At 71.2% G+C, this 12,151-nt stretch carries 15 protein-coding genes; 5 read left to right on the top strand and 10 right to left on the bottom strand.

What is annotated here, in order from left to right; all coding sequences use genetic code 11:
• The first annotated feature begins 7 nt into the window (after positions 1-7).
• Positions 8-769, top strand: coding sequence for an ABC transporter permease (locus tag ACLBYB_RS00770; RefSeq protein WP_091977140.1), 762 nt, complete (start codon positions 8-10; stop codon positions 767-769).
• 4 nt (positions 770-773) lie between these two features.
• On the opposite strand, the gene ACLBYB_RS00765 is transcribed toward ACLBYB_RS00770, so the two are convergent.
• On the bottom strand, positions 774-1,538 hold the full coding sequence (locus tag ACLBYB_RS00765; protein WP_447697534.1) for an alpha/beta fold hydrolase: 765 nt from the start codon (positions 1,536-1,538) through the stop codon (positions 774-776).
• A 116-nt stretch (positions 1,539-1,654) separates the two neighbouring features.
• On the opposite strand from ACLBYB_RS00765, the gene ACLBYB_RS00760 reads away from it, so the two are divergent.
• Entirely contained in the window at positions 1,655-2,497 is an 843-nt protein-coding gene (locus ACLBYB_RS00760; RefSeq protein ID WP_020093401.1) for an FkbM family methyltransferase, read from the top strand.
• On the opposite strand, the gene sfsA is transcribed toward ACLBYB_RS00760, so the two are convergent.
• Positions 2,484-3,197, bottom strand: coding sequence for a DNA/RNA nuclease SfsA (sfsA, locus tag ACLBYB_RS00755; RefSeq protein ID WP_020093400.1), 714 nt, complete (start codon positions 3,195-3,197; stop codon positions 2,484-2,486). The two genes, ACLBYB_RS00760 and sfsA, sit on opposite strands and share 14 nt — an antisense overlap.
• Before the next feature lie 77 nt (positions 3,198-3,274).
• Here sfsA and ACLBYB_RS00750 point away from each other — a divergent pair, with 77 nt between their 5' ends.
• Positions 3,275-4,015: a competence/damage-inducible protein A gene (locus ACLBYB_RS00750; RefSeq protein ID WP_447697533.1), complete on the top strand. Its 741-nt coding sequence runs from the start codon at positions 3,275-3,277 to the stop codon at positions 4,013-4,015.
• 43 nt (positions 4,016-4,058) lie between these two features.
• Complete coding sequence (locus ACLBYB_RS00745) at positions 4,059-4,928, top strand: formate/nitrite transporter family protein (RefSeq protein WP_447697532.1); 870 nt, start codon at positions 4,059-4,061, stop codon at positions 4,926-4,928.
• 79 nt (positions 4,929-5,007) lie between these two features.
• Here ACLBYB_RS00745 and ACLBYB_RS00740 read toward each other — a convergent pair whose 3' ends face one another.
• From ACLBYB_RS00740 to ACLBYB_RS00705, 8 genes are all read right to left on the bottom strand, one after another.
• A complete protein-coding gene (locus ACLBYB_RS00740; RefSeq protein WP_091976979.1) occupies positions 5,008-6,288 on the bottom strand; it encodes an NAD(P)/FAD-dependent oxidoreductase in 1,281 nt (426 codons plus the stop codon).
• Between the two features lie 221 nt (positions 6,289-6,509).
• The gene (locus ACLBYB_RS00735) at positions 6,510-6,995 is read right to left on the bottom strand and encodes a F0F1 ATP synthase subunit B family protein (RefSeq protein WP_170855147.1); all 486 of its coding nucleotides are present in this window, start codon (positions 6,993-6,995) and stop codon (positions 6,510-6,512) included.
• A gap of 15 nt (positions 6,996-7,010) precedes the next feature.
• Positions 7,011-7,589 carry a F0F1 ATP synthase subunit B family protein gene (locus tag ACLBYB_RS00730; RefSeq protein WP_020093395.1) on the bottom strand — a complete coding sequence of 193 codons (579 nt, stop codon included), beginning with the start codon at positions 7,587-7,589 and terminating at the stop codon, positions 7,011-7,013.
• 144 nt (positions 7,590-7,733) lie between these two features.
• Complete coding sequence (locus tag ACLBYB_RS00725) at positions 7,734-7,961, bottom strand: F0F1 ATP synthase subunit C (RefSeq protein WP_007566773.1); 228 nt, start codon at positions 7,959-7,961, stop codon at positions 7,734-7,736.
• A gap of 66 nt (positions 7,962-8,027) precedes the next feature.
• Entirely contained in the window at positions 8,028-8,783 is a 756-nt protein-coding gene (locus tag ACLBYB_RS00720) for a F0F1 ATP synthase subunit A (RefSeq protein ID WP_020093394.1), read from the bottom strand.
• A 74-nt stretch (positions 8,784-8,857) separates the two neighbouring features.
• Entirely contained in the window at positions 8,858-9,232 is a 375-nt protein-coding gene (locus ACLBYB_RS00715) for an AtpZ/AtpI family protein (RefSeq protein ID WP_056525259.1), read from the bottom strand.
• A 191-nt stretch (positions 9,233-9,423) separates the two neighbouring features.
• The gene (locus tag ACLBYB_RS00710) at positions 9,424-10,068 is read right to left on the bottom strand and encodes a DsbA family protein (RefSeq protein ID WP_020093392.1); all 645 of its coding nucleotides are present in this window, start codon (positions 10,066-10,068) and stop codon (positions 9,424-9,426) included.
• Between the two features lie 89 nt (positions 10,069-10,157).
• Complete coding sequence (locus ACLBYB_RS00705) at positions 10,158-10,640, bottom strand: DUF721 domain-containing protein (protein ID WP_020093391.1); 483 nt, start codon at positions 10,638-10,640, stop codon at positions 10,158-10,160.
• A 133-nt stretch (positions 10,641-10,773) separates the two neighbouring features.
• Here ACLBYB_RS00705 and mutY point away from each other — a divergent pair, with 133 nt between their 5' ends.
• Positions 10,774-12,117 (top strand): A/G-specific adenine glycosylase, encoded by a 1,344-nt coding sequence (mutY, locus tag ACLBYB_RS00700; RefSeq protein WP_447697531.1) that lies wholly within the window; start codon positions 10,774-10,776, stop codon positions 12,115-12,117.
• Positions 12,118-12,151: the final 34 nt, after the last annotated feature.

Raw genomic sequence — 12,151 nt, 5'->3', positions numbered from 1 at the left:
GTTCAGCATGAACTGGCCGGCGGTCCGGGCCATCTACCTGTTCGAGATGGGCCGCTTCTGGCGCACCGCCGGGCAGAGCATCCTGGCCCCGGTCATCTCGACGACCCTGTACTTCGTGGTGTTCGGCGCGGCGATCGGCTCCCGGGTCTCGGCGGTCGACGACGTGCCCTACGGGCTGTTCATCGTGCCCGGCCTGATCATGCTCTCGCTGCTGACGCAGAGCATCTCCAACGCCTCGTTCGGCATCTACTTCCCGCGCTTCGCCGGCACGATCTACGAGATCCTGTCGGCGCCGATCTCGCCGCTGGAGGTGGTGCTGGGCTTCGTCGGCGCCGCGGCCTCGAAGTCGATCCTGATCGGGCTGATCATCCTGGCCACCTCGGCCCTGTTCGTGCCGCTGCGGATCGACCACCCGCTCTGGATGATCGGGTTCCTGCTGCTCACCGCTGTGACGTTCAGCCTGTTCGGCTTCGTCATCGGCCTGTGGGCGGACGGGTTCGAGAAGCTGCAGCTGGTCCCGCTCCTCGTGGTGACCCCGCTCACCTTCCTGGGCGGCAGCTTCTACGCGATCAGCATGCTGCCGCCGTTCTGGCACGCGGTGAGCCTGCTGAACCCGGTCGTGTACCTGATCAGCGGGTTCCGCTGGGCGTTCTTCGGCAAGGCGGACGTGAACATCGCGGTCAGCCTCGGCATGACCGCGCTGTTCCTGGTGATCTGCCTCGGCCTCGTGACCTACATCTTCCGCACGGGCTACCGGCTGAAGAGCTGAGGCCTCAGGGCTGCGCGGCCAGGAAGGCCAGCACCCCGTCCCGGTGCGGCTTGGCGCCGACCGCCGTGGAGTGGTCCTTGCCCTCGATCTCGAGGGCCCGGGCGTCCGGGATCAGGGCGGCGAGCCCCGGGCCCGAGCCCGCGACCGTGTCGAGGGTCCCGACCGAGACCAGGACCGGCACCTCGATCTGCGCGAGTTCCCCCCGGCTGAGCGTCTGGCGCGAGCCGCGCATGCAGGCGGCGAGCGCCCGCAGGTCGCTCCGGGTCTGCTCGGCGAACATCCGGAAGGCGGCCGCCGTGGGGTTGGGCGCGGGCGTCCCGGCGGGCGCCTCCAGGGCCTCGGCGATGCCGGAGGGCAGGCCCTTGCCCTCGATCAGGTGCATCCCGAGGCCGCCGATCAGGGCCGAGCGCACCCGGTCCGCGTGGTCGAGCGCGAGATGCGCGGTGATCCGCCCGCCCATCGAGTAGCCCATGACGTGGGCGCGCCCGATCCCGAGGTGGTCGAGGAGCCGGACCGCGTCGCCGGCCATGGCCTCGGAGCTGTAGGCGGCCGGATCGTAGAGCTTCTCGCTCTCGCCGTGGCCGCGGTTGTCCAGCGCGATCGCGCGGTAGCCGGCCTGGGTCAGGGCCTTCACCCACTGGGTGTTGACCCAGTTGACCGCGTGGTTCGACGCGAATCCGTGGATCAGCAGGATCGGCTTGCCCGGACCGTCCGCCGGCGGGACGTCGATATAGGCGATCCGCACGCCGTCGGAATTGAAGGTCTCCATGCCACGCAACCTGTGTTCATCAAGCTCGGCCACGGCTTAGACCACCCGGACGCGCGGGAGCAACGCGGATCGATCCGCTTGCGGGTCGGAGCGCCGGCTGGCAAACCGCCCCGGTCATGACGGACACGCAGCCCTACGGCACCTACGAACCGTCCGGCCTCGTGGCGGCGATCACCCGCCGCACGAACCGGATCCCGGCCGAGTCCTGGTACGGCCGGCGCCTCGCGCTGTTCCTGCGCCGGATCGCGATCGCGCGCCTCGGGGGCAAGCCCCTCGACGTGACCCGCTACGGCGCGCGGATGCGGCTGCACCCGTACAACAACAACTGCGAGAAGAAGGTGCTCTTCACCCCGCAGTTCTTCGACCCGGAGGAGCGGGCGCTGCTGCAGGAGCGCCTGCCGCGGGACTGCGTGTTCCTCGACATCGGCGCCAATGTCGGCGCCTACGCCCTCTGCGTGGCCGCGTTCTCGGGGCCGGGGGCGCGGATCGTCGCCGTCGAGCCGCAGCCGGACGTGTTCGACCGCCTGACCTACAACATCGCCCAGAACCCGTTCCACACCGTCAAGGCGGTCGCCTGCGCGGTGGCCGACAAGGCCGGCGAGCTGACCCTGTTCATCGATCCGCGCAACCGCGGCGAGTCGAGCCTGCGCATCGTCGGCACCAACGAGGGCGCGCGGATCACCGTGCCGGCGGTGACGCTCCTCGACCTGCTGCGCAGCGAGGGCCTCGACCGCGTCGACGCCATCAAGCTCGACGTCGAGGGCGCCGAGGACCTGATCCTCGAGCCGTTCCTCCGCGAGGCGCCGGACGCGCTCCTGCCGCGGATCCTGTTGGTCGAGAACGGCACTGGCCAGTGGCAGCTCGACCTGCTGCGGCATCTGGGGCGCTACGGCTACCGCGAGATCGCGCGCTCGCGTCTCAACCTGATGTTCGAGCGCGGCGCCGTCAGGCCGGCGTGATCACCGGGATCTCCTCGGCGATGGCGACGCCCTCCGGCGCGACGGCGCAGCGATAGGCGCGGACCGCCACGCCCGCCGCGCGCGCCTCGCGGAACGCCCGGTCGAAGGCGGGATCGATGTCCCGGGCGACGTCGAAGGCCTCGGCCCGCATCTGCACGACGATGACCACCAGCGCGCGACCGCCCTCGGCCACGACCTGCGCCAGGTCGCGCATGTGCCGGGCGCTGCGGGCCGCCTTGCAGTCCGGGAACTCGGCCAGGCCCGCCCGCCGCATCAGGTGGCAGTTCTTGACCTCGACGTGGCATGGCCCCGTAGCCGCGCCGCTCGCGAGGAAGTCGACCCGGCTGGCCGCCGCGTAGCGCACCTCGGGCCTCAGCGCGTTGTGGCCGTCGAGCGCCGCGATCGCGCCGGCCCGGAAGGCCTCGGCCACGAGCGCGTTCGGCCGCATCGTGTTGATGCCGACCCACTGCGCCCCGCCGGGGAGGTCGGCCTCCACCAGCTCCCAGGTGAGCGGCAGCTTGCGCGCGGGGTTGCTCGAGCGCGACAGCAGCACGCGCGCACCCGGCGTGTTGAGCCCGAGCATGGCTCCGGGATTGGGGCAGTGAACGGTGACGCGGCCGTCATCGGTGTCGATATCGGCGAGGAAGCGCTTGTAGCGCTGCACGAGCCGTCCCGGCACCAGCGGCGCGGCGAACTGCATGGGGTCTCCGGGGTTCACGTAGTCGCGGGCCGCGGTCGCGCTATCTGCCTGCAGGACCCGCCCGACGCCAGAGTTCCATGAGCCAGCCTTCCGAATCCGTCACCGCCGCGATCCTCGTCATCGGCGACGAGATCCTCTCGGGTCGCACCAAGGACAAGAATATCGGCACCATCGCCGACTTCCTCACCGCCGCCGGGATCGACCTGCGCGAGGTGCGGATCGTGTCCGACGAGGCGGCCATGATCGTCGAGGCGGTCAACGCCCTGCGCGCCCGCTACACCTACCTGTTCACCACCGGCGGGATCGGCCCGACCCACGACGACATCACCGCCGACTGCGTGGCCGAGGCCTTCGGGGTCGGCATCGACGTCGACGAGCGCGCCCGGGCGATGCTGCTGGAGCGGCACAAACCCGAGGATCTCAACGAGGCCCGCCTGCGCATGGCGCGGATCCCGTTCGGGGCCGACCTGATCGCCAATCCCGTCTCGAAGGCGCCGGGCTTCCGCATCGGCAACGTCCACGTGATGGCCGGCGTGCCCAGCATCATGCAGGCCATGCTGGACTCGATCGCCCCGACGCTGACGGGCGGCGCCGCGATGCTGTCCGAGACGATCGAGGCGGCCGGCCTCCCGGAGGGCAGCTACGCGGGCGGCCTCGGCGAGATCGCGAGGGCGCGGCAAGCCGTCTCCATCGGCTCGTACCCGGCGATCACGCCGGAGGGCTTCCGCAACCGGATCGTCGTGCGTAGCCGGGACCCGGAGGCCCTCGCCGAGGCGCGCGGCGCCGTCGAGGCCCTGCTGGCGCGGCTCTCGGCCTGACCTGTCCCGTCCGATCGATCGTGTTGCGTAGCGGAGCTGTCGGATGGTGCGGGACAAGGACAAGCGGGCCGACCCCGAGACGCGCCGGGACGAACTGCTGAAGGAAGTCTCCGAGATCGGCCGGCCCGACGCCTACGTCCTGCACGAGGTCATCCGGCTCGAGGGCGACGAGGAGCTGCGGCGCCACGGCCTCGCGCTGTTCCTCTCGGCCTTCGCGGCCGGGCTCAGCATCGCCCTGTCGCTGATCGTGCCGGGCGTCCTGCGAAGCCATCTCCCGGAGACGGACTGGGCCAAGATCGTCGGCTCGATGGGCTACGCGGTCGGGTTCCTGGTCGTCGTCCTGGGGCGCCAGCAGCTCTTCACCGAGAACACCATCACGCCGATCCTGCCGCTCCTGCACGACCGCTCCGTGAAGACGGCGCTCCGCGTCGTCAGGCTCTGGATGATCGTGCTGTCGGGCAACATCCTGGGTACGCTCGCGATCGCGACGGTGCTGGCCTATTCGGGCGCCTTCGAGCCGCCGGTCCTCAGGGCCTTCGCGGAGATCAGCCACGACGCCATCGCGCACGAGTTCTGGGCGACCTTCGTCAAGGCCGTCTTCGCCGGATGGATGATCGCCCTGATGGTCTGGTTCCTGCCGGCCACCGCCAGCGCGGCGCCGTTCGTGATCCTCCTGATGACGTGGCTGGTCGCGCTCTGCAGCCTCGCCCACATCGTGGCCGGCTCCGTCGAGGCCTTCTACCTCGTGGTCACGGGCGCCGCGTCGCTGCACGATTACGCGGTGAAGTTCTTCCTGCCAACGCTGCTCGGCAACACGTTCGGCGGCGTGGCGCTGGTGGCGGTGCTGAACTACGGGCAGGTCGCCCCCGAGGTCGAGGAGACCAAGGCGGTCGAGGGCGAGCGTCCGGACTGAGACCGAGAACTTGGGCCGAGGACCGGGCAGCCGGGCGGCACCGCGCGTCGCCCGCGACGCCGGATCCGCGCCGGCCCTCTCAGTCGAGCCGCACCGGCGGGCTGATCAGGTGGTCGAGATCGTCGAGGACCCACGTCATCGTCCCGCGCAGCGGCCCGTAGAGCCCGATCTGGTGCTGCCGGTAGAGGAGGTCGTGCGTCAGCCGCGCCGAGAGCCCGTTCAGGCGCCCGCCGCCGAACGTGTAGCGGCCGAGCGTGCCCCAGCCGTTGAAATCCGCGAGCGAGACGATCGCGCCCTTCTCGGCATAGTGGAACGGAGGCAGGTCCGCGTCGGGCGCATCCCCGCGGGCCAGCGCGCGGCCGAGATGGCGCGCGAGATGCTGCGCCTGCTGGCGTGCGGCCTGCGCCGTTGCCGGAACGGGGTGGCCGGTCCGGGAGTCGGTGAGGCTGGCGCAGTCGCCGAGGGCGATGATGGCCGGATCCCGGGTCGTGCGCAGGTCCGGGCGGACGACAAGTTGCCCGGCCCGCGAGCGCTCCAGGCCGTCGAGGCCGGCGAGCACGTCCGGCGCCTTGACGCCGGCGGCCCAGACCTTCAGCCCGGCCGGGATGCGGCGGCCGTCCTTCAGGATGAACCCGTCCGCGTCCGCGGCCGTCACCGTCGCGCCGGTCCGGACCTCCACGTCGAGATCCGACAGGGTGCGGGCGGCGGCGCGCGACACCTTCTCGGGGAAGGCCGGCAACAGGCGCGGCCCGCTCTCGATCAGCGTCAGGCGCAGGCGCCCCGGCAGGTCGGGCGAGCCGTAGGCCGCGAAGAGGTTGATGGCGTGCTTGAGCTCGGCGGCCAGCTCGACGCCGGTCGCACCGCCGCCCACGATGGCGATCTCCAGCAGGCCGCCGCCGTCGAGCCGGGCCAGGAGATGGCACCGCAGCTGTTCGTGGAAGTGCTCGGCCTCGGTCAGGTCGTCGATGGTCAGGCAATGCTCGGCCACGCCCGGCGTGCCGAAATCGTTGGCGCGGCTCCCGATGGCGAGCACCAGCAGGTCGTAGGCGCGCTCCACTTCCGGAACCCCCTCCGCGGCCTCGACCGCGAGCCGGACGCGCCTGGCCGCCCGGTCGATGCCCACGAGGGCGCCGGGCTGGAAGCGGAAGCCGTTGCGGCGCGCCTGGGCGAAGAGATCCACCTTCTGCCGGTCGGCCCGAGCCGTACCCGCCGCGAAGGTGTGCAGCATCGGCTTCCAGACGTGCGAGAGGCTGCGATCGGCGAGGGTGACGTCGGCCCGGCCGCCGCGTCCGAGGCTGGTCGCCACCTCGATCCCGGCGACGCCGCCGCCGACGATCACGATCCGTGGTCTCTCCGCCATGACGTCTCCGCATCCTCACGGGTCGGGAACGCCGGTCACGGCCTCGATGTTCGCCGCGGCGCGCGCCGATTCCGCGCGGCGTCGGAAGCGCGTCCTGCGCGGCCCGTCCCCCGATCCCGCGCCGGGCGGGATCGGGGGACGGGCCGGCAGGGGCCGTCGACCATGAAAAAAGCCGCCCGGAGGCGGCTTTCGTGACCGTCGCGCTGCTTGCTGCGTCCGGATCAGGAGCGCATGCGGGTCCGCACCTCGCCGAGGCTCGCGCGGATCAGGTTCTGGGCAGCGTCGCCCTGCATCCGCTCGCGCAGGATCGTCTCCGAGACCTTCACGGCAGCCTCCGCGGCGGCGGCGCGGACCTGAGCCTCGGCCTGGGCTTCCGCCTGGGCGATCTTCGTCTCGGCGGCCTTGGTGCGGCGGGCCAGGAAATCGTCAAGCTTGCGGTGGCCTTCCTCGGCGGCGCGCTGGGCCTCCTCGCGGGCACCGGCGACGATCGACTCGGCCTCCTTCTCGGCCTCGGCGCGGCGGCGCTTGTAATCGGCCAGCACGGCGGCGGCCTCCTCGCGCAGGCGCTTGGCCTCGTCGAGCTCGTGGCGGACGCGGTTGGCGCGCCCGTCCAGGCCCTTGAGCATCGTCGAGAAGGCGCCGGCCTTCCAGGCGATGCCCATGAAGATGACGAACGCGACGGCGACCCAGAATTCGGCTTCGAGCAGCATCGTGGGATCCCGTCAGTGTGCGGTGGCGTCGAGGGCGCGGTCGAGGCTCGTCCGGTCCGGGGCCTGCCCGGTCAGACGCTCGACGATGGCCGACGCGGCCTCACCAGCGATCGAGCGGACGTTGCCCATGGCGGCCTCGGTCCGCGTGCGGATCGTCGCCTCGGAGGCGGAGAGCTTGGCGTTCAGCTCGTCCTCCAGCGCCTTGCGCTTGGTCTCGGCCTCCGCGGCCAGTTCGTTCCGGGTGGTCTGCGCGATGTCGCGCGCCTTGCCCTGGGCGTCCCGGAGGGCAGTCTCGAAGGCCACGCCGGCGGCATCCGCCTCGGCCTTCATCGCCTGCGCCTGGTCCAGGTCGGCACGCAGGCGCTCGGCGCGGGCGTGCAGGATCGACTGGATCCGCGGCAGCGCGATCTTGTCCATCAGGTAGTAGAGGAGGCCGAAGGCCAGGGCGAGCCAGATCAGCTGCGCCAGGAAGCCCGAGGTCTCGAAGGGCGGGAAGGCGCCGGAATGCGCTTCCGTATGCTCGACATGGCCCGGCACGACCTGCGTGTCGGCGCCCGGGGGCGGCGTGGTGAGGGGATTGGGCTGCGCCATGAGACCGCTACACTGACACCGTTCGCTGAGGCCACCGCCGGCGCGGTGACGGACGAAGGCGGACGCCCCGTCGCGGGAGCGTCCACCCGTTCATCGGGCCGGGGCCCGGGAGGAGACCGCGGGGACCGCGGCCTCCGGCGCCGATCAGACGGCGAAAAGCAGCAGCAGCGCGATCAGCAGCGAGAAGATGCCGAGCGCCTCGGTTAGGGCGAAGCCCAGGAGCAGGGTGGCGCGCTGGCCGTCGGCCGCGGACGGGTTGCGAAGGGCGCCGGCGAGGAACTGACCGAACAGGTTGCCGAGGCCGATGCCCGCACCCGCCATGCCGAGGCAGGCGAGGCCGGCGCCGATGTACTTCGCAGCGACGGGATCCATGGTAACTCCTGAGGTCTCTTCAGATCGAAACGTGCGGTGACGTTTGCGGCGGGTGGAGCCGGCCGATCAGTGGCCGGGGTGAAGGGCGTCGTTGAGGTAGATCGCCGTCAGCGTCGCGAAGACGTAGGCCTGAAGCGCCGCAACGAGGAACTCGAGAGCGGTCAGCGCGATCGTCAGGAACAGCGGGAGCGGCGATAGCACGCTCCAGGCGCCCGCGAGAAGGAGCTGGACCACGAAGAACGCGAAGATCTTCATCGCGATGTGGCCGGCCAGCATGTTGGCGAACAGACGGACCGACAGGCTGATCGGGCGCGAGATGAACGAGATCACCTCGATCGGGACCAGGATCGCGAGGAGCGGCTTCGGCACGCCCGACGGCACGAACAGGCCGAAGAAGTGGGTGCCGTGCTTCATCACGCCGAAGATCACCACGGTGGAGATCACCAGCGCGGCGAGGCCGAAGGTGATGATCAGGTGGCTGGTCACCGCGAAGGCGTAGGGGATCATCCCGAACAGGTTCAGGACGAGCACGAACATGAACAGCGAGAACACGAGCGGCATGAACCGCTTGCCGCCGTCGCCCGTCGCCTGGTGCACGGTGTCGGCGATGAATTCGTAGAAGATCTCGGCCAGCGACTGCATGCGGCCCGGAACGACCGAGCGGGACGCGGTCGCCACGATGGTGATGAGCGCGATCACGCCGACGGCGGCGAACATGTAGAGGGCCGACTGCGTGAACGCGAGCTGCTGGTGGCCGATATGGCCCAGCGACACGAGCGGCTTCAGCTCGAACTGATGGATCGGGTCGATCGTGACCGCCATTCCCGCTTCCGCCCTTCTTGTCCGGCGCGCCGACGGGTGTCGGCCGCCCCACATTCCCCACTGACCGGCGCGCCTTATGGCTCCTGCCGATCGCGCCGTCCCGGACGCGCGCCGGCGAAACCCGACGCCCGCATCACGTTGTAGACCCCCGCGACGAACCCCAGCATCAGGAGGACGATCAGGCCCCAGGGCTTCGTCCCGAAGACATGATCGACGATCCAGCCGAGTATGCCCCCCGCGATCACGCCCGCGACGAACTCCGTGGAGAGCGTCATGGCCTGGCCCAGCGAGGATGGCCCGCCGTCCCGAGGGCGCGTGGAATGACCGGGAGCAGCCTGCGGCCGCTTCCGTTCGATCTGCGTCTCGAGACGTCTGAGCCTCGCGGAGAGTTCGCTGTCCGTCGGCGTCTGCTCGGTCCCTCTCCCGTCCCTCGGATCGTCGCCGTTCACGGCTCAAAACTCATCGGGCGGGAGGCTGTGGAACCGGCTGGACACCCCCAGCAAGCGGGGCGCACCATAGTTTCGCCTATCTTGAGTGTCAAGGCGAACCCCATACACCGTAAGTAATTGATTTTAGTTTGGTATTCCAACTTTGTGCGATGCGCCGGAGCCGCGTCGCGCGCGAGGCCCCGGCGGGTCGATCAGGCGCCGATGATCGGCTTGATCACCTTCTCCATACCCTCGACGGTCATCTCGCCGGTGTAGCGCTCGCCGTTGATGAAGAAGGTCGGGGTCGAATCCACCTTGAAGACGTCGAGGCCGCGCTGCTTCACGGCGTTGACCGCGCTGTAGATCTTCTGGTCCTTCAGGCAGGCCTCGAAGGTCTGCTTGTTGTAGCCCGCCTGCCGGAGCATCTGCTCCAGCGCGTCCACGGGCTTCGGCGTGAAGGCCCAGGCCGCCTGCTGATCGAACAGCAGGTCGGTGATCGGATAATACTTGGCATCGCCCTGGCAGCGCGCGAGCATGAAGGCCGCCGTGGCCAGCGGGTCGAGGGGGAATTCGCGGAGCGTGAACCGCACCTTGCCGGTGTCGATGTAGCGCTCCTTCAGGGTCGGCCACGTGGTCCTGTGGAAGGCCGCGCAGTGCGAGCAGGTCATCGAGGCGTACTCGATGATCGTGCACTTGGCGTCCGCCGGGCCGAGCCAGACGTCGCCGAGGGGGCCCGGCTGCAGCAGGGCCGCCATCTCGGAATTCTGCGCCCGGGCGGGCCGCCCGAGATACGGCAGGGCGAGGCCGGCGCCGAGGGCGAGGCCGGAGAACTTGAGAGCGTCGCGTCGCGTCGTCATCGGGCAGGCTCCGCCGGATTGATCAGTCGTGGCGTCCGGATGCCGGTACTCGGGCGCGACCGTCCTGGCAAGGTGACCGAATCGACCGTTCACCGCTCCGGGCGCGTCGCCACGGCGGCGGTGCCGAGGCGGTCGAGGGCCGCGCGCAGGCCGTCATCGGCGATTCCCGCCACGGCGCGCTGGACCTCGACGGCGGCGGCCGGATCGACCCGCGCGCGGGCGGGCGCCCGGCCGGCGCGCCCGACCCGGTCCTGCTGCAGCACGATCCGGGAGACGCAGGCCCAGCCGTAATGGGCGTTGATCCGCTGGATCACCACCGGCGCGAGATGCTGCAACTCGAGCGCGAAGACGCCCTCGACGCGCACGACCAGCGTGCCGGATTCGGGCGCGGCGGACTCGCTCCGGCGGCGCTTCGGCCATTCCAGCTTGGACGGGCGGCAGTAGCGGGCCAGCCGCTCGCCGACGATCTCCGGCCACGCGGCCAGGATGTCGGTCGAGGCGAAACCCTGCGCCGCGAAGGCCGGCCCGATGCAACTCTCGATCAGTTCGGCCAGCGGTTTGACGCGCGCCATGGTGGTTCCGGCCCCGTGGATCCGAGAAGGTTAGCGCAGGATGGTTGACGAAGGGAGCACGCGCCGGCGCTTTCGCCGCCCTATGATCGCCGCGGCGCTCCGGCTATGCAGCGCGACCCCTGTCGACCCGCCCATGCCGCCTCGCACAGCCACGGATCCTGAAGCCGGTCCCGGACCGCGCGCCGACGACCTGCTCGCCTGGTACGACCGGCATCGGCGGGTGCTGCCCTGGCGGGCGCTCGCCGGCGCGGTCCCCGATCCCTACCGGGTCTGGCTGTCCGAGGTGATGCTGCAGCAGACCACCATCGCGGCGGTGCGGCCGTATTTCGAGCGCTTCCTGACGCGCTTCCCCGACATCTTCGCCCTGGCCGAGGCCCCCGAGGAGGCGGTGATGTCGGCCTGGGCCGGCCTCGGCTATTACTCCCGCGCGCGCAATCTCCACGCCTGCGCGAAGGCGGTCGCGGCGGCCGGGGGGCGCTTCCCCGACACCGCCGAGGGCCTGCGCAAGCTCCCGGGAATCGGCGCCTACACGGCCGGCGCGATCGCCGCGATCGCGTTCGACCGGCCGGAGGCCGCCGTCGACGGCAATGTCGAGCGGGTCCTGAGCCGGGCCTACGCGGTGGAGGCGCCGCTCCCGGGCAGCCGGCCGGAGATCCGCCGCCTGACGCAGGCGCTCGTCCCGCAGGAGCGGCCGGGCGACTTCGCCCAGGCGCTCATGGACCTCGGCGCGACGATCTGCACGCCCAAGCGCCCCGCCTGCGCGCTCTGCCCGTGGATGCGGCCCTGCCGGGCGCGGTCGCTGGGCACGCAGGAGACCTTCCCGCGCAAGATCAGGGTGGCCAAGGGGGCGCTCCGCCGCGGCGCCGCCTTCGTGGCGATCCGCAGCGGCGACGAGGCGGTGCTGCTGCGGACCCGCGCCCCCGAGGGGCTGCTCGGCAACATGGCCGAGCCGCCGGGGAGCGCCTGGGAGCCGGATTACGACGTGGCCGCCGCCCTGCTGGACGCGCCCCTCGACGCGCGTTGGAAGCGGCTCCCGGGCCTCGTCCGCCACGGCTTCACGCATTTTCCCCTGGAGCTGACGGTGTTCGTGGCCCGCGTCGCGCTGGCGACGCCGGCTCCGGCCGGCATGCGCTTCACGCCGCGCGGCGCCCTCGCGGACGAACCGCTGCCCGGCCTCATGCGCAAGGTCCTGGCGCACGCCTTCGACCCGAAGCCGGAGCCCGAGAAGAAGCCGCGCGGGCGTCCGAGGAAGGAACCGCCGCCGATGCCGCTGCTGGCGGCGATGGAGCCACCGGTCTCGATGCCGGATCCGGACCCGCGCCCGCGCGTGCGCGCCGTCCCGAAGCCCCAGCCGAAGGCGGCGCCGGTGCCGCCGCAGGAGACGGACGAACTGTTCGACGGGGAGGTCGAGCCATCGCCCGCACCGGCGCGGGCCCGGTCATCGCCGCGGCGGCCGGGGCCGGCCCGGAAGCGGTAGCCGACCGTCATCGCGAGCGCAGCGAAGCGACCCA

It is taken from the genome of Methylobacterium sp. D54C (assembly GCF_053345595.1).
This window is presented reverse-complemented; position numbering and strand designations above follow the sequence as displayed.